The sequence below is a fragment of the Fibrobacter sp. UWT3 genome, from assembly GCF_900230125.1.
GTDB lineage: Bacteria > Fibrobacterota > Fibrobacteria > Fibrobacterales > Fibrobacteraceae > Fibrobacter.
The window spans coordinates 867110-890179 of record NZ_OCSS01000002.1 but is presented as its reverse complement, the minus strand read 5'-3'; the positions used below and the strand labels follow the sequence as shown (position 1 = coordinate 890179).

Genomic DNA, 23070 nt, shown 5'->3' with positions numbered 1-23070 from the left:
GCGAAGGCGGCGGTCGTGAGCAACAAGGCGATGATACTAATACAAAATTTCAAAAAAGTTCCCGCGTTTCATGCAAAAATAGCAAATGGAAAAGCCCATTTGCCATTTAAACACCCGAAGGCACGAAAAGTGTCACTTAATGTTCTCATTAGGCATAGCATGGCCTGTGAGCCTAATTACAGGCGTTTCTTATTGTATTTCCGGGAATACACAGAACAGTACCAAAGGTGTATATGGGAACAATGAAAATGACTAGTGAAAAGTCACCTTGGATTCTATCGGCTCTGCGAGCCTCCAGAATGACATTTGCAGTAGGCACGCTCGCATTCCTTGTCGCATGTGGTGACGACTCCTCGAGCGGGCCGGTGACAGGCCCCGGAGCAATGGATACCACCATCGAGGCACTTGCGGAATGCACCGCGCCCGCCTTCCTCAAGGCGGGCGTCGACGTGGTGCTTTGCTCCCGCGAATTCACGCAGGTATTCGATGCCGTCGTGAAGGCGGTCGAAGATGGCGAAATAAAGGAAACCCGCATCGACGAAAGCGTCAAGCGGATTCTCGATTTGAAAAAGTAGAAGGCCGCAAGTAGCGACCTTCGTATAAGCTAGAACCTTCCCACGGTGAGACCGGCGTAGAAGCCCGGCCACCAGCGCGCATTGTGCCCATTGGCGCTGAAATCGTCGTGGTATTCACTGCGGGGCTTGATGAGCACCTTGTCCGCAGAGCCCTCGCTGACAACGTTCACCGTGCCGCCGACAGTCAGGCCGAAGCCCGGGAACAGCTTGTGCACAAAGCCCAGACGCAGGCGGTGATGGAAGTTGATATCATCCTCGTCCGTGTCCATGCTGAAACCTTCGCGTGCATTGAGGAACATGTACTCGAGTTCAAAGTGGTTGCCGTACTTGCCGAACTGCGTACCGAGACCGAGACCCATTTCGTACATGTCGCTGAAGTGCTTGAAGTTCGAACCCTTCTCGAATTCGCGGGTGCCTTCGAAGGCGGTAAACAGGTAGGCCGTGCCCAAGTGGAGCGAAAGCCCGAGCGCACCCATCTCGTTTACGGAAGAAGTCACGCTCCACACGCCGTTACCCACGATGTTGATGAGCCCTATCGGGGTGGATTCGCACGTGCCGCAGATGTTGATTATACCGACCTGCCTTCCGTTCGCACGGCCCGCGATATTAATGGTACTCACCTGCGCGCCTTCGACAGTGCCCGCAATGTTCAAGGCGGCAGTCACCTGCACGTCGGATTCCCCGGCGATATTCATGGCAGCATCAACCTGTACACCCGCCTCGCCCGCAATGTTCAAGGCGGCAGTCACCTGCACGTCGGCTTGGCCCGCATAGTTCAGGGCCGGAGAAACCTGGGCGCCATTGAGGGAATCGGCGATGAAGTTCGCCGTACCCGAGACCTGCGCGCCCGTGGAATTCTTGCCCGCGATATTGAGCGTCGATGCAATCTGTGCCCCGTCAAAGGACTGCGCGTAGTTGATCATGCCGCTAATCTGCGCGCCTTCGAAATGAGCGTTCGCGCCGTTGTAGATGTCGGTCACCTGCAAGCCGTGCATTTCCTTCTTCGCGACGTTCGCGATAAGGCTCAGCTGCGTTCCAAGCATGTAGTCATCGGCCTCTGCGACAAAGAAACCAATCTGGATTCCCTTGCGCGGTTCCTTGTCGCTGTCCACCGCATTGAAGGTCACACGGTATTTGCCGTTGTGATCGAGGGAGTCGAGCGAGCATGCGATGGTATCGCCGTCAGAGCAAACCCTATTCCCGCCGATTTCGCCACGCAGCGTCGTCTGTTCGGCACTCACGGCGGCAAACTGCTTGTGCGAAAGCTTTTCGCGGCGGTTGTTCTGGAGCGTCACCACCGCCTCGCTGAATTCCGCAGGGCGTTCCAGGCGTACGGTGTACTTACCGGCAGGGAACCCGAGGCTCATCGCGCGGCCTGCCTTCTTGTAGAGTTCCGCGACGAGTTCGCCGTTTGCATCACGGATGAACAGGCGGCCATCCACGTCCTCGTCAAGTTCGAGGCCCGCGCTTGTGCTGCGCAAATCAGTCATCACCACGTCGCCCGTTCCCGCGAGGTTCATGTCGCGGCTCGGGTGCTGGGCGCCGCCCATCGTCTTCTCGGTGCGCTGGAGAGTTTCGTTAAAGGCAAACTGGTACGCTTCGGACAAAGTAACCTTTCCGTCACCGCTCAGGTCACCGGCGCCGCGGAGCCCGCTCACCAGCGAATGCGTGAAGAACGAACCCCTGAGCTTGTCGCTTTCCTGGCTAGATTCATCCTGCGTGCTGCTGGTAATGAACGCGTAACCCTTCATGTCGCTGCTCTGGTCCACCATGAACGCGGGCACCGCCACACCGCCCTTCAGGCGTGTGATAGCACCCGAGCCGCAGGCATCGATAACCGCAATCTTCACGTCGGCCTTCATCGCGTCGATGCGCTTGCGCAGTTCCTTCCAGGCATAAACTTCATTCCCGAGACGGAGTCCCTTCTCGTCGGCGTGCCCGCTGTAGTAAAACAGCACCTCGTTGCGGCCCGCTGCGTTCTTGCCCTGCGCGATTTTCGCGTCAAGACCGTCGAGCTGTTTCTGGAGGGCGGCCACGCCCGGCTCCTTCACCAGAATCACGTTACCCGCCTGCACGCCGCCCATCTCGCCGAGCACCTTCGCGAACGATTTTGCGTCACTTTCCGCATAGCGCAGCACCGGCCGGCCCTGCCCGCCATAGTTCGCGCTTACCGCCACCACATAGCGGTTGATGCGCGCGTTATCGCCCTGCGGCGCGGCGCCGTTTATACCCGCAATAGCAGTAACACCGTTTAAACCGGCATTTACAACTGCGCCGCTTAAACCCGCGCCAGTCATAGCCGCATTCGTGTTGGTAACCGCCGCAAAAACAAGCAATGCAATCAGTGAAATCACCTGGAGCGTAATCGACGCGTCCAGCTTCTCGATAATATTCCTCATTAGTTCACTCCCCCTACCTTGCGCAGCGTGATGCTCACGTTGTGCACGTCCTTGCTCTTGAGCAATGCGTCGATGTTGTTCGCGTCCAGCTCAAACGCCGCACGCGACGTGAGCAAGAAGAACTTCTCGAATTTCGGCGCGTTGTCCAGCTTGTATGCAAACGGGAGCGTCGTCATCTTGCCCGGCTCGAGCGCAACCGCACTGGAACCATCGGCCATGTGCATCGTGAGCGTACCGTTGCCATCCATGCTAAAAAGCATACCGAAGCACTTTTCCGGCACGGCATATCGCAACTGAATCTCGTCGCCCTCGCGTGCCTCGCCCAGGTTCGGCATCTGCACCGCGCTGTCGCCCGTCTTCTTCCACACTTCCATGCGGGCATCCAGACCCTTGATGCGGGTGTCGCCGGCACCGCCCGGAATTTCCGAGGCGTCGACCATCGCGACGTCCATCACCTGCGCACTGCCAGCAACCTGCGTGCCGGCATCCGGGCCGATTTCGCGCTGGCTAAAGAGCGCCACCGATACCACCGCAAGCACGAGGGCCGCAGCGGCAGCGAACTTCACGAGTTTAAAACCGGCGGGCATCCCCTTACCAGAGATAAACATGTCACGACCCGTGCCGTTTAAACCCGCGCCAAACTCGCGAGCCTCCATCTTCTCGGAAAGCCTTTCAAACGGCAACTTCTTCAGAATTGCCGCGTTGTCCTCGCGCATCATCTTCACGCGACCGGCGAAAATCTCGTCCGTCTTCTCGAGTTCGCGAATCTCGCGCATCTCGCCCTCGGGCAAGTCGCCCGTAAGGTATCGTTCCAGTTTCCAATCGGGGATCATCACTTTACCTCCAGATTCTTTACCTTGGCCTGCAGGCCACGCAAGCGCTTGCGCACCCCGCTTACCGAGAGCCCCACCTCGCGGGCAGTCTCTTCGAGCGTCATGCCGTCCACAAAATGCAACACGGCAATCGTGCGGCTGGATTCCGGCTCGCGCGAGAACAGTTTCGCGAGAATGCCCCTCGCTTCCTTTTCGCCTTCGTCGTCATCGGCGCAGGCAATCGAGAGCAGGAGTTCGCTCGTATCGCAATCGAGCCCGCGGCGCTTCTTGTCGCGGATGCGGTTCAGGCAGAGCCTCGTCGCCGTATTCCACAAGAGGCTCGACGGCTGCGATACATCCAGGCTGTCCCAGCGTTCGAACACGCGCAGAAACACGTTCTGCACCATGTCCTCGGCCTCGGTTACATCGCGCAGGAGCATCATGGCACGGCGGAAAACCATCGGGGCGTATGCCTCGTACAGTTTCGAAAATGCCATGCGGTCTGCGGGACTTTTCCTTTCCATGCCTTTGTAACACCCGGGGAGGTCAAAAGTGTCACCGCAAATTTAGAATTTTTTCGTTTTTTACTGTTTTTTTTCCAGTAGTCCGTATTTTCGCAAAGGCGAGCCTTCTAGAATTCCAGCCAGCCGCTCTCCATGCCGGTCACGGGCACTACGCGCTCGAACCCGTCGCTGTTCACAACAAAAGCGATTCCGGTGAGGTAGTTCATCCAGCGCTGCGGCGTAAAGTGCATCTTGCAGAAGTGCACGAGCGTCGGCACCACCCAGGCATCGTGCGTCGCGAAGATATTGAAACGCGCAGTCCCCTTCTCGAGCATGAACTTGCGCACTTCCTCGGCGCGCTCGTGCAGCGGGTAGAATGCGGGGTGGTCGTCGCTATCAATCCAGCTGCAGATATTCTGGTAAAAGCGTTCGTTGAGCACGTCAAGGTACGAGGGATAATCCTTCACGTAGAGGTGCCCGAGAACCGCCAGCGGGGTGATATCGGGCAGGGAGGCGCCGGGCGCGCATCCTGTATCCGGCGAGCCCGCAACCTGCGAACCACCGCAATAACCCGCAAGAGCGCGGCCTTCCGCGATGCACTTCGCGGTATCCATGCACCTGCCTACCGGACTGGAGTAGTACACCGCATCGCCCTCCGGCGGGAACATCTTGCCGAGTGCAACGGCGTGCTCGCGCCCCGCAGCGGTCAGGCCCACGTGCGCCCCGTAATCGGCATCTGCAGCTGTGATGTGCGGCCTTTCGGCATGCCTTATCAGCAGGTACACGCGCTCGGTCGACTTGAGATCTGCAAAGAAGTCCTTAGCTTGTACAAAATCCCGCATCGCCGCCTCCTAGAATATCGCAATCCACAGCAGGTGCCCGAGCACAAAGCTCAATATGCCGAGCAAGAAACCACAAACGATATCCGTCAACCAGTGCACGCCAAAGTACACGCGCAAAAGCCCCCAGGTGAGCGGCAACAGGAGCATCACCCAGCCGTACTGCGGCACAATGAAGGTCACGGCGCTCGCAACGGCGAGGTTGTTCATCGTGTGGCCCGAAGGGAAGCTGTACTTGTCGAGCGGCGGGACTTCCGCCTTGATCTGCGGGTTCGCGGCAAACGGGCGCGGACGCTTGGTATTGAGCTTCACTACCTCGTAAATCACGAGGCTCATGGCGAGTGCCATCAGGGCCTGCCACAGGATGGGCAAAAAGTTGTCGAACCCGACACGCCAGATAATGAACAGCACGAACAGCGCCCATATATAGCCGTCACCCAGGCGCACGTAAAACTTGAGCCAACGGTCGACCTTCGGCGAAAAATGCCTGTTGGTCCAGTACACCGAAACGCGGTTGTCAAAATCTGCGATTTTCTTGAGCATCAAGGTAAATGTACATTATTCCTCTCGCAAACCGTCGGCAAAATTCCTATTATTTAGACGAAAGAACGCCGTTTAGGTTGGTGAGCTCGCCGAACCACGCGGCTACAGACGAAAGACGAAAGATTAAATTTGGCGCTCAATCTATCGTCTATCGTCTATCGTCTATCGTCCAAAAAGGAAACTACAATGCGCGTACTCGTTCTTAACTGCGGCAGTTCTTCGGTCAAGTTCGCCGTTATCGACACCCAGACCAAGGAATCCATCTCTAGCGGCCTCGTCGAAAATATCGGCGTGAACGGCCACGTGAAGGCAAAGGGCCCCGAAGGCAACATCGACTTCAATTTCGACTGCCCCACGCACGCCGAAGCCGTCGCCGAAGTGCAGAAGTTCCTCGCCGAGCAGAAGCTCACCGACACGATTGAAGCCATCGGCCACCGCGTGGTGCACGGCGGCAAGTACGTCAAGAGCGAGAAGGTAACGCAAGAAGTCATCGACTATATCCGCAGCATCACGCTGTTCGCCCCGCTCCACGAACCCGCACACGCCACCGGCATGGAATGCGCCACCAAGTTCTTCCCGGGCCTCCCGCAGGTCGCCGTGTTCGACACCGCCTTCCACCAGACGATGCCGCGCAAGGCCTACCTCTACGGCATTCCCTACAAGTTCTACGAAGAAGACAAGATCCGCCGTTACGGCGCACACGGCACGAGCCACCGCTTCGTGACCGGCGAAGCCGCCAAGATTCTCGGCAAAAAGCCGGAAGACTGCTGCTTCATTACCGCTCACCTCGGTAACGGTTCCAGCTGCTCCGCCATTCTGAACGGCCAGTGCGTTGACACCACCATGGGCTTTACCCCGCTCGAGGGCCTCATCATGGGCACCCGCTCCGGAAGCATCGACCCGGCAGTGCTCTTCTTCATCAGCAAAAAATACGGCTACGATATCGACCGCCTCGACAAGCTCGTGAACAAGGAATCGGGCCTGCTCGGCCTCTCCGGACTTTCTAACGACATGCGCACCCTGACGCAGGCCGCAAGCGAAGGCCATGTGGGCGCACAGATTGCCCTCGAAACGTTCGCCTACAGGCTCACCCGCGAAATCGGCGGCATCGCCATGGCACTCCCGCGCATCGACGCGCTCGTGTTCACCGGCGGTATCGGCGAGAACAGCAAGCTTGTCCGCAAGATGGCGATGGACAACCTCAAGATTCTCGGCTACCAGATCGACGAAGCCCGCAACGAGAAGAACGGCAAGGAATCCGGCCACATCATTAGCAAGGACGGCACCCCGACCGCGATGGTCGTTGCGACGAACGAAGAACTGCTCTTCGCGCTGGATACTGAAGCGCTCGTTAAATAGCAGTAACCGTGAGCAACAAGCCCCCTGCGTTAAGCTGGGGCGGTTGCGAAAGTGAGCGCCAACCCTGCACTTGTTTTGCTGATTCTGGCGCGAACGGTCTGAAAAGGCTCCGCACATTCGCGGAGCCTTCTTTCGTTATTTTCAATGAGATCCTTCGACGCGGCGTTTTACAACGCCTTGCTCAGGATGACGAAGCAGTGCGTTACTTGATAGTCCAGGTCTGGCGATTCACCATCAGGATCTTGCGGCCCTGCACCTGAGCGGCGGCGTTACGCACGTCAGCCTCGGACACCGGGAGCTTGGCCTGCCACATCACGCGGCCCTGCATGTCGAACATCATGGCCGATCCGCGGTTCGCAAGGATAGCGTTCTGCCAGCCCATCTTCGCCGGAGCGGCCACCTGCGCGATACCCGCGTTGGGGTCGAACATGAACACGAGCGACTTCGCGATAGATGCAGCGCCGCCTTCGTCGGTCGCCATTACCTTCACGATGTACTGCACGTGGTTCTGCAGGTACTGCGTCTCGTCCTTGAGCGTAATGATCAAGCTGTCGCCCTCAACCGTCGCATTCAGGAACCTGTCAACAGAGGTAACGGACATCACGAGCACGGAATCGTCCGGATCCTCGAACAGTTCGAACACGCCGAACGCCTTGCGCCAGCCTGCTGCAGGCACGGGAACGGTATCGGTCGCACCGCCGATGCGCATCGGCTTGTCGTTGATGCAGGACACCTTGACCGGGAGCTTGAACGTAGTCGAAGCCTTGAGGGAATCCGTCGCAATCACGTCGATAAACGATTCTCCGCAGGCATCCTTCACGGCACGGACCGTCATGGCAAACGAAGCGTTCATGGTCACGGACACGATGCTGTCGGGACTGCTCACTGCGTAAGTCATCTTGGCGGTCGGGCCATCCGGGTCCTCGAACCAGGTCTTGACTTCGGTCGCCTTGAACGTGATGCCCGTCGCGAAATCTTCCTTCAGGGCGAGGAGCGCAGAGCCTACCGTATCCGCAGCGACAATGACCGGGGCCTTGTTCTTGTACGTGACATTCAGCACGACAGTCGCCGCCTCGGATTCCTGGCCCTCGGCATTCCTGATAACGTAGGTAAAGGAATCCTCGCCCTCATAGTCGCCCGCCTCGTAGGTGAACGCGCCCGTAGTATCGACGGTAACCGTACCGTGTTCCGCCTGGGTCGCAAGAATCGCCTTCAGTGCAGACTTGCCGTCGGGGTTCACGTCGTTAACGAGCAGGCCCTTTGCTGCCGGGATAAAGTTCAGGGAATCCTGCACCACTTCGAAGGTATCGGCAAACGCCTTCGGAAGGTCAGGCACTTCCGTGACCGTCACGAGGATATCAAAGCTCACGGTATCCTTGCCGTCAACCGCAAACAGCTGGATAACGTCGTCGCCGTTGGCATCGGGCACCGCAGTAACCGTTATCACGTGGTTGCCAGCAACCGGCATGTATTCCACGGACACGACACCCTTCAGGCTCCTCGCATTGACGGGGAAGTCCGAACCCAGCACATCGGGGTCAGCAAAGATGACGCTCGTATCCGGAATGAAAATATCAAACGAGGGGAAATCCTCAACCACGGCAATGCCCTTTGCAAAGTTGGCTGCCGCACCATCCACGATATCGCCAATGTAGATAGTCGAATCAACTACGGTAACAGTTGCCGGGTCATCGACATTCTTCACCGTGATGGTGACCGTCGCAGGTTCACTTTCCAAACCGGTAGCATCAGCGATAGTGTAGGTAAACGCATCCGTCCCGTGGAAATCAGCATTGGGAGTGTAGGTGAATGCACCGGTGCCCACCGTGACAGCGACCGTACCATTTTCGGGCTGGGTATAGGAGGATACCTTAAAGTTATCCTTGTCAGCATCGTAATCGTTTACAAGCAGGCCCTTTGTCACGCCCACCGTAAGCACGGAATCCTCGACTGCTTCGTAGGTATCGTTAACGGCAACGGGAGCGTTAGCGCGGTCAACCAGGGTAGCGGTAATGCTGTACGTAACGGAAGCGGCAGCATCGCTCGCGACGAAAGTAACCTTTGCCGTGGTACCTTCTGCCGGGTTCGGCACGCTACCGAGCATGGCGACATCACTCAGGGAGTAACTCTTTTTACCCGTGAGGTCAACGAGGCCCTCGCCAGCAGTCAACACGATGTTCAGATTGTCTTCATCTGCATCCTCGAAAATATCCTTGAAGGCGACCTTGAGCGTATCGCCTTCCAAGAGTTCAGCCACATCGTCCGCCTCGACGCCCGTCTTGAGGGTCGGGGCGTGATTCGAGCACGAACTGCCGAGCGTGATTGCAGCAATATCGATAATATTCGTGTTGCCGTTGCCTGTCATCTTGGCCAGTGCGGTCTTGTAACCGAACTGCAGGCCCGTTTGCTTTGTCAAATCAAGCGCAACAACCGTCGTTTCGTCGCCCCAGTCCTCCTGCTTGGCATCCGCAAAGGCGATAAAGAGCGTATCGAGACTCGATTGCGCAGGCACTATGACGCCGTTGTAGTTATAGTCCTTGACGGAGGACTGCTTGAAATCCAGGCGAAAATCGAATGTCGACTTGTAGGTGAGGCACACGCCCTTGTAGGCGCTCAGGTCTATTGCGGCATCCTTCGCCTTCCAGGCAACACTTACGCCCGCAGAGGATTCCACGGTCTTGCTCACGATTGCCGTAATCCTCTTGGATGTACTGGTCGTAGAGGTATCGATATCCACCGCCGTGCTCTTTTCCGGGCTCTTGTAGGGGTACCAGCCAGCCGGCGGGATTTCGCCCTTCGTGTACTTGCCGTCGACAAAGCTCATCACGGTCGTGACACCAGCCATCGACATCCCGGTCAACGCAGCCAAAGCAAGCATAGAAAGTTTCGTGTTCATAACTCCTCCTCTCTTAAAAGGCCATGAGTAATATATGTAATATAAAAATAAACAATCCCCTCCGTTTTTGCAACAGCGAAACCCCGCTTTTGCAGCGATTTTTATAGACATATCGTCAATAATGTGCTACCCGCCGAGCAGGTCCAGCTCTTCGTAGCGCTCGTAGGCCTTTTCAAGCTCGGATTCACGGTCCGCAATCTCTTTTTGTAGTTCCACGATGCGTTTTGCGTCGGTATAGACTTCCGGCTTGGCAAGTTCCGCCTGAAAACTGGCAATTTCGGCTTCCAGTTTCTCGATTTTATCGGGAAGTGCGGCATATTCGCGTTCCTCGTTGTAGGAACGCTTCTTCTTTTTTGCCGGATTTTGCGAAATTTGAGCATTTTGAGCTGATTGCAGGTTCGCGGAGGCGCCAGACCTTTGAGAATTCGCCCTTTCTTCAGCAATTCTTGCCGCATTGGCCGCTTCTTTTTCACGAATCTTGCGGTTATTCTCGTAATCCGTGTACCCGCCGGTCGCCTCGAACACGTTTCCGCCCTCTTCTATGGCAAAGATGCCCGTAGCGAACGAGTCCAGGAAGGCACGGTCATGGCTCACGGCGATGACGGTGCCGTTGTATTCGGCGAGGAGGTCGGCCAGCAGGTCGAGCGTTTCCATGTCGAGGTCGTTGGTGGGCTCGTCGAGCACCAGCACGTTGCTCGGGTGGCTGAACAGGCAGGCGAGCATCAGGCGGGCGCGCTCGCCGCCACTCAGGGCACTGATGGGGCCGCGGGCGCGTTCGGCCGAAAAGAGGAAATCTTGCAAATAACTCAGCACGTGGCGCCGCACGCCGTTCATCGTGATATACGCCTGACCGTCCCCGATGTTTTCCACGAGGCTCTTGTCTTCGCGGAGGCGGGCCCGCATCTGGTCGAAGTATGCCACCTGCAGGTTGGACCCGAGCCGCACCTCGCCCGAATCGGGAGCGATCTCGCCCAAGATGAGCTTGAGGAGGGTCGTCTTGCCGGAACCGTTCGGGCCCACGATGCCTATGCGGTCGCCGCGGGAAACCTCGGTCGTAAAGTGCGATATGAGGGGGGCGCCCTCGTAGGCGAAACTCACATCGGTGAGGCGCGCCACCATGCGGCCCGAGCGCTCGGCCTCGGTAATCTGCATGTTCACGTTGCCCGTGCGGGTGCGGCGGGCGGCGCGCTCCTCGCGCATGCGGATGAGTGCGCGCACGCGGCCCTCGTTGCGGGTGCGGCGTGCCTGGATTCCCTTGCGTATCCAGACTTCCTCTTCGGCGAGCCGCTTATCGAAAAGCGCGTTCGCCTTCTCCTCCTCCGCAAGCGCCTGGTCCCTGAACTGCACGAACTTGTCGTACGGGAAGTCCCAGCCGCGTACACGCCCGCGGTCGAGTTCGAAAATGCGGGTAGCCGTGCGCCGTACAAACGCGCGGTCGTGACTCACGAAGAGTACCGCGCACTCGAGGCGGGTCACGATGCCTTCCAGCCACTGGATGGCGGGAATGTCCAGGTGGTTCGTGGGTTCGTCGAGCAGCAACAGGTCCGGGTCACTCGCGACCGCGCGGGCGAATAGCACGCGGCGCTTCTGCCCTCCGGACAAGCTATCGAACTGAGCATCGGGCGCGATGCCCGTCTTTCCGAGAATCGCTTCCGCGTGCGCGTTGCGGATTTCGGAGTCGGCGCCGTTTATAGCCGCGCCGTTTAATGATGTGCCGACTATAGATGCGCCGGCTAAAGATGCGCCACCCATCACCACGTCGCGCACCGTGCCTTCCATGTGGGCGGGGATTTCCTGCACCATGCGCGAAACCCGCAGGCCCGACTTCTTCACGATATCGCCGGAGTTGTACTCCATCTCGCCCGTCAATATCTTGAGCAGTGTGCTCTTGCCCTCGCCGTTACGGCCCACCAGGCAAATGCGGTCGCCCGCCTCGATATCGAACGAGACGTTATCTAAAAGCGGCGGGCCGCCAAAACGCAGCGTAATATTCTGTGCAGAAAGGATGGGCATACCGCCCGCAATCTAGAAAAATATCGTTCTACCGAACATATATGCGACGGGTCTCATTACCTATTTTCAAAATATATAGTCCCCGAACTGGAAATTTCACTTTAACGGAACCCCGAACAACGCCTCTAGATACAACCTGGCCAATGGAATTGAAAACAAGGTAAGGAGTCTCCCGTTCACTTGTCATGAGCAAGTCTCTCCCTAAAGCCCGAATTTCCAGACGAGACCTATCTCCCTTTCTAGAAACCGGCACCGCGCTGGTAATCTTACCATGCTCCACAGTAAAACTACCTTTAAGTTCCTGATATAACTCATAATCGTACAATCGCATTTTTACAAAGTACTTACCATCATCCAGGGAATCCCCTCTTAAATTAACACTCTGCCGGTCAACATCATAATAGGCAATTTCGGTTGTATCTAGTGACCGACGTTCCGCTACAACAAGGGAACTGTCCTCAGAATAGACAGAATAGAATAAAGCTACCGGATCTATATAGAAATAACATGTCGGACTATAGTCAGGATTCTGTTCCGGCCAATTTGCAGCAAGGTCGTTCCGTACACACTCTCCAATCGATATGGCGGTTGCATTTTTATTTTCGCTAAAATACCCCCCTGCCAAACCCGAATTCAAGTGCCTTGCAAGACCAGTACTACCAATTGGACGAATCAGGGAACTATCGGGCTCCATATAAATTAAAAAATTTTCCGGAACCCATTCATCCTCTTTCCAGCGGTAATAAAACCTTTTTGAGTCATCTTCCGCCGATAGCGACATTTTCCTCTTATAACTACGATTAGGAGAATCTACCAGTATCGGAGTTTCATTGTTCAGGTTACCATAGGCAGGAGGAATAACGATTATTGTCAAATCGCTTTTGGGGGAAGCTAGCTCGTAGTCTTCCTTGCCACACGAGGACTCGTTACGAACATCGGTAAAGTAAAATCCCCCGAGTATTCCTTCTCCGGCCAACAATAATCATCCGCTATATAGTAAATTGAATCTGACCCAAATGTTTCGACAATCAACTTTATGTTTATAGCATCCTGCTCATGTCCCTTATCGGTAAAATTGCTCCCTATGGGGTAGGAACGCGCACTGTCCTTCGAGGAGTAAACAAAAATGGCATCCGGCAGACTATTCTTTTCCCATGTGTAACCAAACCAGCCGTTTTCGCCGACGTTTTCCATCTGGTGGGCAATACCATCACCATTTTCCACAAGAACCGGGGTTTCATTCAACCAGTTCCGTGATGTCGGAACTTGAACAAAAAATGTCACTTGCTCCGCGATTGCCAGGGAAGTCAACATTAACAACAAAAGAAGCATCCTTATCATAGCCTTACCTCCTCATTGCATATGATGGCCATCGATACAAAATTAAAAAAATTACCGCACCGTCATTACAAAAGATGCCGCGCATTCCTGCACGGCACCTATCAAGGAATAAGTCTGGCCGTAATCTAGCGCACCGCCTAGAATCCAGTGACGTTGAACGCCCTAGTCATCAAGCGCATACCCGAAGCACTTTCGACGACAGCGAGAACGCGGCCCGCACGAATTTGCGGCATGGCGCCGCCCTGCGCACCGAGCACGCCGAGCAAGTTGCCCTGCATGTCGAACAGCCTGACCCGCGCACCGGCAGGCGCGCCGACAACCGCGAGGAGTTTGCCCGTAACATGCATCGCGATGCCCGAAGGAGTTTTTACGCCGCGCATAAAATCCGGTATGGAATCGTTCGTCGTCGTATCCTGCGCAGAAGTATCGGCAACCGTGGTGTCGGCAGAACTCGTATCCGGAGGCGGCTCCTGCGACTTGAGGATTTCGAGCATCGTCTCGGCGTAGCGCTTGCCGAACGTCTCGTAGCCTTCGCGAGTGAAGTGCAGCGTGTAACTCGCCTCCTTCAGTGCGGGGCAGCCCTGCGCCGAAATCAGGTGGCCGTTCGGAATGAGGTCCGCCGCCTGCTTCACGGCATCGTTACGCCAACCCAAATCGCCCGTGGGCGCAAGTTCGCCAATGAGTATCGGCGTCTTTTCCGGGTCGAGCTCCAGTTCGGCAATCAGGTCGTCGTACACCTTCTTCACGCGCTTGGGCCAGTCGTTCATCTGGTAGTCCGCTTCGCCCTGGTGGAACAAGAATCCCTTGATGACGCCCTTCTGCTTCGCGATCTTGCCCATCTCGACAATTCGCTTGTAGAGGTCTCCGCCGTATTCGTCCAGGTACTGGATCCACCAGGTATCACCCTTGTTCTTCGCGTTTTGCACGTAGGCCTTGTTGCGGTCCTTGTCGAACAGGTCTATGCTCTGCCCGCCAATCGCAATATTCGCCACCGCTACCTTGATGCTGTCCGGGAGGTTAGCCACCATGGTGCGCCCGAAGATATCGGCGATGCCCACCTTGGACTGGCTATGACCCATCGGGGGTGCCGCCGGGTAGAACTCGCCCACCTTCTGGTTCGAATGGTTCGCCGCGCGCAACACGAGGAATCGCGGGTCCTGCACGCGGTCCTTGTCGGTAACAGTCGCCTGCCCCGACATGTTGGATTGCCCGTAGGCCAGGTAAATATGGAGGTTCGGGTCTTGCGCAAGGCATGCCGTGGCAAGGAGCCACACCACGAAAAACATCGCCTGCGCAGTCAAGATTACTTTGTTCATATTTCTAGAATCCGGTATTAACGATAGCCTTTGTCATGAGACGCACGCCTGCAGCACTTTCGACAATGGCGAGGAGCCTCCCCTTTGCCTTCGGGAGGTCGCCGCCGGTCGCACCCAGCGTCGCCACCACGTTACCGCGCACATCATAGAGTTTTACGATTGCTCCGGCCGGAGCGCCATTCACCTCGATGCGGCCCGCCGTCACGTGCATGCCGATTTTCGGCAGAGCGATGCGCCCGTCACCACAGGACGTAATCGACGTATCGGTCACGGAGGTATCGGGCCCAGCAACAGAAGTATCCGGGATCGACGCTTCCTCATACGGGAGATTCGGCGTTTCCCAGTCAATCCAATCGCCATAGTTGTCAATCTTGAATCCCTTGCCGTTCGTGGGCTTCACGTGGATATCGGTATTGGCATCCTTGTTGCGGAGGAACTTGTCCACGAACGCAGTCACGGACTTGGTCTGGCTCGATGCCGCCTGGCAATGCTCGTGACCGCCGGTAAAGTCGAAGCCGATACGGTCCTCGATACCCATGGCCTTCCACACCTCGGTCGCCGCCATCATGGACTTGTAGCCCGACTCGTCACCCAGCCATTCGTAACCGGGGTTGCCGAGCGCGATCACCGCGCGCGGGGCAATCATGGCGATGAGTTCGTGGTGGTCGTGCGGGAGCTTGTACGGGTCCTGACTCTTCAGGCTCTGCATGAACCAGCTGTAGTTCGTATTGTCAATCTTCTCGATGTTCGTGCCGCGGCTCGCGAAGTCTGCGGAAGTGCGCCACGAGTTGATGCCGCCGCCACCCGATTCCTGGGCGATGGTAAGCGTCACGCGTTCGTCGAAGGCGCCTGCGAAGAGCGCCATCTTGCCTGCATAGGAGCAGCCTGTGACAGCAATCTTGCTCATGTCGAGGTGGTACTGGTCGGCAATCTGCGCAAGGCCGTCAATCAGGCGGCTTACACCCCAAGACCATGCGGAATAGTCGCCGTTCTGGTTCTTGTTGCCGTAGAACTTGTAGAAGCCCACGTTCGTGTCCTTCTGGCCGTTCATGGAATATTTCGCCACCTGGTCGTGGCTGAAGGGCACCTGTACAAAGCCGCTGAACAGGCTAGAGGAAAGCGAACCCGTGCCACTGTTCATGCCGATGATAATCGGGTGCGGCCCGTTGCCGGAGGGAATGCTGAACTTCGACGTAATCGTCATCGTCTTGCCGCCTTCCTTGACAGTGACCGTGAGGGTGCCACCGCTGTAGGTGGCGCTCACGTCGGAAGGAATCGGCTTGTCGCCAATCTCGTACTTCTCGATATCCGCCTTGATCTCGTTACGGCGCTTGCTCCAGTCATCGAACTTGGTGACCTTCGTGCCGTCGTGGAATTCGAACGGGTTGGGAAGTTTCTTGTTGGATTTTAACTGGCCTGCCGTAGCTCCCAGGTCCTTGCCCCGGTTCTCGACATCGTAATTGAGCGGCGCCTGTGCAGCAACCGCAGTGCACAGCCCAAAGGTAAGGGCCGCATAAATGATACCTTTCATTCTTGCTCCTTTACCAAACACCCTGAACCAAACCCATCATAATATATATTAAAAAAAGCGAAACCTCGCTTAGCGCGGGGCGCGTTCCATTTACAAAATGTAAACGGGGGAACAGGAAAAAAGAAAATTGTCTTCAATTCTCCCCAATATTTATGTATATTTTTCTCCAAAATAGGGTTTTCTCTTATTCTCAGCTAGAAATCTCGACAATTTCCAGATATAGAGGATAGGACGAACGCTCACGTCTGCGGCAAATCTCTTTGCCGTATCGTTTTTGTTGAAGGCAAATTTCATTTGTCTTTTAACTTTACGGCCTTTATGGGGCGTGAGTTGTTTGTGTATATTTGTATCGGGCAGTCGAGAGCCTCTAGCTGATAAGCGCATTCAACTCCACGCCTTTTTGTTTTCAAACAGACTGGAATGATGCTGAACAAGAGTTAACTCAAATTAGAGTTTTACTCTTGTTCTTAGCTAGAAATCTCGACAATTTCAGGTACATAGAATAAGACAACAACTCGCAACACCCACTTTATCATGTGGGCGTAGTATGTCTAGCACATTCCATATGCGCTAGATATTGTGCATGTATGTTGTTCTTTTGAAAAGTCGCGGTTAAAGCTCCAACGAGAGTGGCTCGTTCACTCTTGATGCGGAGCAGAAATGACTAAAAAAAAGAGCAGCAAAAACACCAATGTAATCAAATTCATTGATTTATTTGCCGGCATCGGTGGCATTCGAGCTGGATTAGAATCAGCCATCCATGAATGTGGCTTTGTGTCAGAATGCGTTTTTACCTCAGAAATCAAGCCACACGCAATTTCAATACTTGGATTTGTAGTTTTTTTAATAGTGGGTTCATGAACAACCATATTCATTACCGGTTAAGTTAAATATATCCTTTTTTCTTGTTAAGTGGTATACCCTTGTGGTCTAGGCAGCCTGTTTTGACAGCCTATATTCAACCGGAGTCATGTATCCCAGCGAACTATGGAGCCGTTTCCGGTTGTAGAACAGCTCGATATACCTGAAAGCGGCCTCCCGCACGTCTTCGATGTCCTTGAAGTCACGCCTGTAGGCCATCTCCTTCTTGAAGCTTGCGAAGAAGCTTTCCATGCAGGCGTTGTCGTAGGGGCAGCCCGGTGCGCTCATCGAGGGCGTTATCCCGTTCTCCGAGAGCATCGTGCGGTAACCCATGCTACTGTACTGCACGCCGCGGTCGGAATGGAAGATGAGCCCGTCGTGATGGCCGCGTTGCATGATGGCATTGGACAACGCGCGCTTGACAAGTTCCGTGTCGATGTTCTTGCTTACGGCGTAGCCCACCGCCTCCTTGTTACACAGGTCCAACACCACGGCAAGGTACACCCAGCCAAGCGTAGTCTTGACGTAGGTGATGTCGCCGGCCCAGACGGCGTTCAGGCTGTCGGGATCGAACTTACGCTGCACCAGGTTCTCGCTGTACATGGCGTCGCATTTGCCCTTGCGGTAGGGTTTCCACTTCCTGAGTGTGACTGGATAGAGCCCGTTCTCGCGCATGATGCGGCGCAGTTTCCACACCTTTACCTCGACACCCTTGTCTTGGAGTGCCGCCAGCATCTTCGGGCAACCGTACACGCGGTGGTTTTCTTCGAAGGTGTCGCGGACCTTCTGGACAAGCCGTTCTTCGCGGGCCTTCTTCTCGGCACGTTTTTCCTGCTGGCGCGACCACTGGTAGTAGGAACACTGCGGTATTCCTAGGGCTCTGCACATCTTCCTGACTGAGTATTTCTTGCGGTTCACGTGTATCGCCTCGCATTTCAGTCGTGTGGTCGCATAAAGATGTGCAGGGATTTTTTTAGGATCTCTACCGTCTCCTTCTCGTCCGCAAGCTCCTTTTCACGCTTCTTCAGGAGTTTTTCCAGTTCCCTGTTCTTGGCGGCGAGTTCCTCGACGGACACCTTGCGGATTCGCCGTTCCTCGCGGTAGCTCGGCAGGTTGTGTTCCTTGCGGTACTCGTTTACCCACCGACCGACTGTATTGGGCCCGATTCCGAGTTCCTTGGCTATTTGGTTTGCTGACTTTTCGCCTTTCAGGACCAGCTTGATGACCTGTTCCCTTGTCTCGGAGCTATAGTTGATTTTTGCCATTGTTTTACCTTTTGGGGGTTGCGCAATGAATATAGTAGCTTATGCTACCCTCTTATTAAACTCCTGCATGGTCCAACTAAAACAAAATCATCCTAATGAAAAAATCATTGGTGACATTACCAAAGTTGACGCCAAAGACATCCCCGATTTTGACATTTTATGTGCTGGTTTTCCTTGCCAAGCTTTCTCGGCTGCCGGAAAAAGAGAAGGCTTTGCTGACACACGAGGCACGCTCTTTTTTGACGTAGAACGGATTTTGAAAACAAAAAAACCAAAAGGCTTCATTCTTGAAAATGTTGAGGGCTTAGTCAATCACGATAAAGGCCGCACTCTTCAAGTAATTTTATCGCATTTAGAGGACATTGGATACAAGGTTTCATATAAAGTAATAAACTCTAAAAATTTCGGAGTTCCACAGGAACGCAAGCGAATTTATATTACTGGCACATTCTCAAAGAAAATTTCTTTAGATGATTTTCCTTTAGAAAGGAAAAAATTATCAGATATTCTAGAAAAAGGGAAACCCACCGAAGATAGTAAGTTTATTCGCCTGCTTTTATCAAAATTCCGTATAGACGAACTGTATGGAAAATCTATAAAAGACAAGAGAGGAGGAAAATCAAACATCCATAGTTGGGATTTAGAAATAAAGGGAAAAACAACCAAAGAGGAAAGAAAACTTCTTGACAAAATCCTAACCGAACGAAGGAAAAAGAAATGGGCAGAAATATACAACATTGACTGGATGGACGGAATGCCTTTGACAGAGGAAATGATTGCTAGTTTTTACCCTAGCAAAAAACTAACATCTCTTTTAAACGGCCTTGTAAAAAAAGGGTATATTGTTTACGAGCATCCTAAAAAGAAAATTGTAGAGAACGGAGTATCCTATAGAGAGTATGATACTAGTCTACCTAAAGGTTACAATATTGTTGCCGGCAAATTAAGTTTTGAAATCAACAAAATACTAGATCCAAATGATATAGCCCCAACCTTAGTAGCCATGGACATGCAAAAACTTTACGTTGTAGATGACGGGGGACTTCGTAAATTTACATTACGCGAAGGTCTACGATTGTTCGGTTATCCAGAAAATTTCAAGTTTGATATTAATGAAAAAAACGGTTTCGATCTACTAGGCAACACTGTTGTTGTTCCCGTTATCAAAGCAGTTTGCAAGCGCCTTATTTCAAGCATTAGGTAATACAATGAGCAAAGCAAACGAAATATTTGACCAATTGAAAAATGACTTCGGATTCAATGGCGCATCCGGTTCAGTCCAGTTCTCATTAAAAGATTTCAACATAACTGTTGATCAAAATAATATTATTGGCAATATCTTGGAGGAATGGATAGCCAAATGGCTAGACAGCAAAGGCATTCCCAACATTCATAATCTAAAGCAGGAATCCCCTGACTTTTGGCTTAATCCAAATAATCTTTCCGAAGATTGGCTCGAAATTAAATCTTTTACGGGATCACCTAATTTTGATATTGCTGCCTTTAGAAGTTTTATAAACCTCATCATTGAAAAGCCATACAAGTTACAATCACAATATCTTCTTATCAAATATAAAATGGAAAACGGCGTCGTCACCATTGAAGATTTTTGGCTTAAAAAGGTTTGGGAAATCAGTTGTACAAGTAGTAAATTTCCTCTTAAGGTTCAATATAAAAATAAGACCATTGTCAACATTCGTCCCGCAACATGGTATTCTGAAAAAGCAGAATATCCTGTCTTCGAATGTCTAGAAGACTTTTTATCCGCTCTAGAACAAACAATATACAAATACCACGAAACAAATTATCTAGCAGAAACCTGGTCAGAAAAATTAGTTAGTAGTTACAACAAATTTTATGGGATAAGGCTTAATATCCCTAGATGGAATGATATAAAAATCAGGTACTTTAACGATTCTGACGTTCCCATATTAAAATGCAAAAAAGCCGCCGGCGGTTAAGCCGACAATTAAAAACATACTTTAGTAATTAATAAAGCATACGGCCATCAAGTTCGGGAACTATAATATCGGTAACACGGGAAATGTTCTAATGTTCCCACTTTATATGCTAATGTTCTTGGACCAGCATCAACACCATCAAAATAACTATGCAGTAACCTTGAAAACAAGGTCTTAATTACTACATTATAATATGTGAGACGACTTGCCAAGACCATAGCCGCCGCGGGCCTCCTGCTCGCCCTACCCGCATTCTCCGCTACGGATAGCGCGGCACCTGCGGATTCCGTGGCAGTGCAGGCCGACACCGCCACTGCGGACACCTCGCATTTCCAATGGTGGAGTGCCGTGCCCGTACTCGGGTACACCGAGGAGACGGAACTGCAGTACGGCGCGATGGTGAACTTCTTCATCCCCTCGTCGTTCAAGGGCGGCAACTCGCAGGAGATAGACATCGCCGCCTACGGTTCTACCCGCAAACAGTTCCAGTTCGCGGCCACGCCCTATTTTTACCTCGCGCACGACCGCATCTCGGGCTGGCTCGACTTCCGGTACCAGAACTGGGTGGGGCATTTCTTCGGCATCGGCAACGATGTCGACATGGACGACTACATCAGCTTTGACCGCGAGACGTTCTTCTTCATGGCCCTCGTGGAATCGAACCTCGGGCTCCCCCCTGCGCTCCAGTTCTTCCGCTACGGCATGGTGCTCGACATCAACCACAGCACGATGGAGTTCAGGGAATACGATGGCGAAATCGCGCTCCCCGCAAACCCGAACGGCTGGCGCACCGCCCTCGGGTACCACCTCACGGTAGACACGCGCGACAACCCCAACTGGGCGCGCCACGGCATGTACCTGCAGTGGGAACACCGGTTCTACAACGACGCTCTCGGCGACTTCAGCTTCACGTACCAGGAGCTAGACCTGCGCACCTACGGCGAGACCATCTGGAACACCTCCATGGCGGTTGGCCTCATGTGGCAGCGCTCCGACGGCGACGTGCCCTTCGAGTACATGGCGGGCCCCGACGGCATCAAGCGTTTCCGCGGCGTGGAGACAAAGTACTTCCGCGACAACCAGGCGCTCATGATGCAGGTGGAACTCCGCAAGACATTGTTCTGGCGACTCGCCGGCGACATCTTCTTCGAAGGCGGCAAGGTCGGGCCGTACTTCAGCCAGCTGCTGCGCAACGAGTGGCACCGTTCCGTCGGGTTCGGCGGCAAGTTCGCGCTCAACAAGAGCGAACGCCTGTACGCCCGCGCCGAGTTCTCGTGGGTGGACTTCAAGAGCCTCGGCATGACGTTCTACTTTAGAGAAGCTTTCTAGAACTACTCGCGGCATTTTCCGGTGATTTAAATCACGGTGTAAAAAGGGAATTTTGAGCCTTTCTGTATACAGAAAAACGCGGACTCCCGGTGGAATCCGCGCTTTTTATTTTGAGATAGAATAGCTTGAAAGGCCTTAGTCCTTGATGCTCGTCCAGTCGAGCACGCCCTTCTTGTACAGGTAGATGTAGCCCGCTTCGAGGATGAACAGGAAGCCGAGGAGCACGAACAGGAGTTCCCAGCCGCCCGCGAGGAACTGCACCGTCCACGGGTAGAGGAACGCCACTTCCAGGTCAAAAACGAGGAAAAGCATGGCTACCATGTAGTATTTGACGGGGTAGCGCTCGTTCGCCGTGCCCGAAACGTGGGCAAGGCCGCACTCGTAGGCGGAACCCTTGATGAGGACGTTCTTCACCTTGCCCGGGTGCAGGAACCAGTTGGCAAGGAGCAGTATGGACGGGATGCAAACCGCCATGATGACCAGGATGGTCATGGCGAACGTGGTGTCGAAAATTTCAACATTGCTCATAGTGATAGAAAATATAGTAAAAAACTTTTTTCTGTTAACTCCCCGAATTGTAAAGTATATTTGGAGCATGAAACGAATCATTTTAAAAATGGGCGTTTTGGGTGTGTTTTGTTTAGTTGCTGGCTGTTCCGACGACGGGAGCACCAGTCCGTTACAGCCAGTCGCCGATAACGAAACGGAGTCCTCCTCCGACAAGGCAGTCGACAACAGTTCCTCCGGCACTGCACCGAGCAGCGCTTCCTCGACTAAATCGAGCGCAAGCAAGGAAGGCGATTCCCAGGATACGTCCGTAGTCCACCAGCAGGTGGTGATTACCGATTCCGGCACCGTCGAGGGCAGCACCTATATCAGTAGCGGAGTGTTCTGCTGGACCGAAGGCTGCGAGGCCAAGTACGCGTCCTCCTCCTCGGCTGCTCCCCAGTCCAGCGAAGGCAAGATCGTGATTACCGAATCCTCCTCGTCCGCGGCACCCCCTCCGGTCGTGGAAGGGAACACGCTGAAGGATAACCGCAACGGCAAGAGCTACAAGCTGCAGAACGCCGCGGGCAAGCTCTGGATGGCGGAAAACCTGAACTTCGAAACAGCCAACAGTTTCTGCTCTACCGAGGGTGGCGAAGACTACTGCGCCAAGTACGGGCGCTACTACACCTACGCCGCAGCCCAGCGAGCCTGTCCCGAAGGCTGGCGCCTCCCGACAGTCGCCGAAGTAACCGCACTCGATAGCGAAGTTCCGCACGAGTGGTGGAGCGTGGGCGGAAGATTCAAGGTTGCCGACGGCAAAGTTACGGAGTACGGCCTGGAAAACGAACAGGGCTACATCTGGATCCAGGCCGAGGGTGAGAACAACTCCTTCCGCGTCAAGAACTACAACGATAGCGACCTTCACGAGCTACAAAAAAGCGACGGTAACGAACGCGCCTACAACGTGCGCTGCGTGCAGAACTAAACCTGTAAGGGAGATCCCCGGTCAAGCCGGGGATGACAGTTTAAGGGTCCGCT

20 protein-coding genes and 1 pseudogene are annotated in these 23070 nt (G+C 54.1%); 7 read left to right on the top strand and 14 right to left on the bottom strand.

What is annotated here, in order from left to right:
- The first annotated feature begins 242 nt into the window (after positions 1–242).
- Positions 243–575, top strand: a complete 333-nt coding sequence (locus CRO08_RS17380) for a glycoside hydrolase family 3 N-terminal domain-containing protein (RefSeq protein WP_255252338.1) — start codon at positions 243–245, stop codon at positions 573–575.
- Positions 576–604: 29 nt separating this feature from the next.
- Here the strand turns inward: CRO08_RS17380 and CRO08_RS11590 are convergent, their stop codons facing one another.
- The 5 genes from CRO08_RS11590 to CRO08_RS11570 form a co-directional block, all read right to left on the bottom strand.
- Positions 605–2974, bottom strand: coding sequence for a caspase family protein (locus CRO08_RS11590; RefSeq protein ID WP_097036307.1), 2370 nt, complete (start codon positions 2972–2974; stop codon positions 605–607).
- The gene (locus tag CRO08_RS11585; RefSeq protein ID WP_141398352.1) at positions 2974–3810 is read right to left on the bottom strand and encodes a hypothetical protein; all 837 of its coding nucleotides are present in this window, start codon (positions 3808–3810) and stop codon (positions 2974–2976) included. The genes CRO08_RS11590 and CRO08_RS11585 overlap by 1 nt, the downstream gene beginning before the upstream one ends.
- Positions 3807–4310: an RNA polymerase sigma factor gene (locus CRO08_RS11580; protein WP_097036305.1), complete on the bottom strand. Its 504-nt coding sequence runs from the start codon at positions 4308–4310 to the stop codon at positions 3807–3809. Before CRO08_RS11580 ends, CRO08_RS11585 begins: the two co-directional genes overlap by 4 nt.
- 107 nt (positions 4311–4417) lie before the next feature.
- Positions 4418–5131: a histidine phosphatase family protein gene (locus CRO08_RS11575; protein ID WP_097036304.1), complete on the bottom strand. Its 714-nt coding sequence runs from the start codon at positions 5129–5131 to the stop codon at positions 4418–4420.
- 9 nt (positions 5132–5140) lie between these two features.
- Entirely contained in the window at positions 5141–5671 is a 531-nt protein-coding gene (locus CRO08_RS11570; RefSeq protein WP_073114858.1) for a phosphatase PAP2 family protein, read from the bottom strand.
- 186 nt (positions 5672–5857) lie between these two features.
- Here CRO08_RS11570 and CRO08_RS11565 point away from each other — a divergent pair, with 186 nt between their 5' ends.
- Positions 5858–7030, top strand: coding sequence for an acetate/propionate family kinase (locus tag CRO08_RS11565; protein ID WP_097036303.1), 1173 nt, complete (start codon positions 5858–5860; stop codon positions 7028–7030).
- Between the two features lie 202 nt (positions 7031–7232).
- Here the strand turns inward: CRO08_RS11565 and CRO08_RS11560 are convergent, their stop codons facing one another.
- The 6 genes from CRO08_RS11560 to CRO08_RS11535 all read right to left on the bottom strand — a co-directional run bounded on the left by CRO08_RS11560 (position 7233) and on the right by CRO08_RS11535 (position 16127).
- Positions 7233–9926 (bottom strand): cadherin-like domain-containing protein, encoded by a 2694-nt coding sequence (locus CRO08_RS11560; protein ID WP_176495139.1) that lies wholly within the window; start codon positions 9924–9926, stop codon positions 7233–7235.
- Between the two features lie 126 nt (positions 9927–10052).
- Positions 10053–11939, bottom strand: a complete 1887-nt coding sequence (locus CRO08_RS11555) for an ATP-binding cassette domain-containing protein (RefSeq protein ID WP_097036301.1) — start codon at positions 11937–11939, stop codon at positions 10053–10055.
- Positions 11940–11967: 28 nt separating this feature from the next.
- Positions 11968–12813: a hypothetical protein gene (locus CRO08_RS11550; protein WP_176495138.1), complete on the bottom strand. Its 846-nt coding sequence runs from the start codon at positions 12811–12813 to the stop codon at positions 11968–11970.
- Positions 12814–12830: 17 nt separating this feature from the next.
- Positions 12831–13280 carry a hypothetical protein gene (locus CRO08_RS11545; RefSeq protein ID WP_141398351.1) on the bottom strand — a complete coding sequence of 150 codons (450 nt, stop codon included), beginning with the start codon at positions 13278–13280 and terminating at the stop codon, positions 12831–12833.
- Positions 13281–13417: 137 nt separating this feature from the next.
- Complete coding sequence (locus CRO08_RS11540; RefSeq protein WP_255252337.1) at positions 13418–14596, bottom strand: sialate O-acetylesterase; 1179 nt, start codon at positions 14594–14596, stop codon at positions 13418–13420.
- A 4-nt stretch (positions 14597–14600) separates the two neighbouring features.
- Positions 14601–16127: a hypothetical protein gene (locus tag CRO08_RS11535; protein ID WP_072811702.1), complete on the bottom strand. Its 1527-nt coding sequence runs from the start codon at positions 16125–16127 to the stop codon at positions 14601–14603.
- A 660-nt stretch (positions 16128–16787) separates the two neighbouring features.
- Here CRO08_RS11535 and CRO08_RS11530 point away from each other — a divergent pair.
- Entirely contained in the window at positions 16788–16988 is a 201-nt protein-coding gene (locus CRO08_RS11530) for a DNA cytosine methyltransferase (RefSeq protein WP_141398350.1), read from the top strand.
- A gap of 69 nt (positions 16989–17057) precedes the next feature.
- Here CRO08_RS11530 and CRO08_RS11525 read toward each other — a convergent pair whose 3' ends face one another.
- Positions 17058–17906, bottom strand: a complete 849-nt coding sequence (locus tag CRO08_RS11525) for an IS3 family transposase (protein WP_176495014.1) — start codon at positions 17904–17906, stop codon at positions 17058–17060.
- A 17-nt stretch (positions 17907–17923) separates the two neighbouring features.
- Entirely contained in the window at positions 17924–18253 is a 330-nt protein-coding gene (locus CRO08_RS11520; RefSeq protein WP_097034692.1) for a transposase, read from the bottom strand.
- Positions 18254–18329: 76 nt separating this feature from the next.
- On the opposite strand from CRO08_RS11520, the pseudogene dcm reads away from it, so the two are divergent.
- From dcm to CRO08_RS11505, 3 genes and pseudogenes are all read left to right on the top strand, one after another.
- Positions 18330–19457: pseudogene (dcm, locus tag CRO08_RS11515) on the top strand (DNA (cytosine-5-)-methyltransferase); the annotation flags it as partial.
- Between the two features lie 4 nt (positions 19458–19461).
- A complete protein-coding gene (locus tag CRO08_RS11510; protein WP_072811698.1) occupies positions 19462–20214 on the top strand; it encodes an NgoBV family restriction endonuclease in 753 nt (250 codons plus the stop codon).
- A 195-nt stretch (positions 20215–20409) separates the two neighbouring features.
- Entirely contained in the window at positions 20410–21543 is a 1134-nt protein-coding gene (locus tag CRO08_RS11505) for a hypothetical protein (RefSeq protein WP_097036297.1), read from the top strand.
- Positions 21544–21678: 135 nt separating this feature from the next.
- Here CRO08_RS11505 and CRO08_RS11500 read toward each other — a convergent pair whose 3' ends face one another.
- Positions 21679–22071 (bottom strand): NADH-quinone oxidoreductase subunit A, encoded by a 393-nt coding sequence (locus tag CRO08_RS11500; RefSeq protein ID WP_072811696.1) that lies wholly within the window; start codon positions 22069–22071, stop codon positions 21679–21681.
- Positions 22072–22138: 67 nt separating this feature from the next.
- On the opposite strand from CRO08_RS11500, the gene CRO08_RS11495 reads away from it, so the two are divergent.
- Positions 22139–23017 carry an FISUMP domain-containing protein gene (locus tag CRO08_RS11495; protein WP_176495137.1) on the top strand — a complete coding sequence of 293 codons (879 nt, stop codon included), beginning with the start codon at positions 22139–22141 and terminating at the stop codon, positions 23015–23017.
- The last annotated feature ends 53 nt before the right edge of the window (positions 23018–23070 follow it).

What these genes read in the sequence shown, in the direction of transcription:
- CRO08_RS17380 (WP_255252338.1), top strand. Translation starts at nt 243, where the DNA reads ATGAAAATGACTAGTGAAAAGTCACCTTGGATTCTATCGGCTCTGCGA.
- CRO08_RS11590 (WP_097036307.1), bottom strand. Translation starts at nt 2,974, where the DNA reads ATGAGGAATATTATCGAGAAGCTGGACGCGTCGATTACGCTCCAGGTG.
- CRO08_RS11580 (WP_097036305.1), bottom strand. Translation starts at nt 4,310, where the DNA reads ATGGAAAGGAAAAGTCCCGCAGACCGCATGGCATTTTCGAAACTGTAC.
- CRO08_RS11575 (WP_097036304.1), bottom strand. Translation starts at nt 5,131, where the DNA reads ATGCGGGATTTTGTACAAGCTAAGGACTTCTTTGCAGATCTCAAGTCG.
- CRO08_RS11570 (WP_073114858.1), bottom strand. Translation starts at nt 5,671, where the DNA reads ATGCTCAAGAAAATCGCAGATTTTGACAACCGCGTTTCGGTGTACTGG.
- CRO08_RS11565 (WP_097036303.1), top strand. Translation starts at nt 5,858, where the DNA reads ATGCGCGTACTCGTTCTTAACTGCGGCAGTTCTTCGGTCAAGTTCGCC.
- CRO08_RS11560 (WP_176495139.1), bottom strand. Translation starts at nt 9,926, where the DNA reads ATGAACACGAAACTTTCTATGCTTGCTTTGGCTGCGTTGACCGGGATG.
- CRO08_RS11555 (WP_097036301.1), bottom strand. Translation starts at nt 11,939, where the DNA reads ATGCCCATCCTTTCTGCACAGAATATTACGCTGCGTTTTGGCGGCCCG.
- CRO08_RS11545 (WP_141398351.1), bottom strand. Translation starts at nt 13,280, where the DNA reads ATGATAAGGATGCTTCTTTTGTTGTTAATGTTGACTTCCCTGGCAATC.
- CRO08_RS11540 (WP_255252337.1), bottom strand. Translation starts at nt 14,596, where the DNA reads ATGAACAAAGTAATCTTGACTGCGCAGGCGATGTTTTTCGTGGTGTGG.
- CRO08_RS11535 (WP_072811702.1), bottom strand. Translation starts at nt 16,127, where the DNA reads ATGAAAGGTATCATTTATGCGGCCCTTACCTTTGGGCTGTGCACTGCG.
- CRO08_RS11530 (WP_141398350.1), top strand. Translation starts at nt 16,788, where the DNA reads ATGACTAAAAAAAAGAGCAGCAAAAACACCAATGTAATCAAATTCATT.
- CRO08_RS11520 (WP_097034692.1), bottom strand. Translation starts at nt 18,253, where the DNA reads ATGGCAAAAATCAACTATAGCTCCGAGACAAGGGAACAGGTCATCAAG.
- CRO08_RS11510 (WP_072811698.1), top strand. Translation starts at nt 19,462, where the DNA reads ATGAGCAAAGCAAACGAAATATTTGACCAATTGAAAAATGACTTCGGA.
- CRO08_RS11500 (WP_072811696.1), bottom strand. Translation starts at nt 22,071, where the DNA reads ATGAGCAATGTTGAAATTTTCGACACCACGTTCGCCATGACCATCCTG.
- CRO08_RS11495 (WP_176495137.1), top strand. Translation starts at nt 22,139, where the DNA reads ATGAAACGAATCATTTTAAAAATGGGCGTTTTGGGTGTGTTTTGTTTA.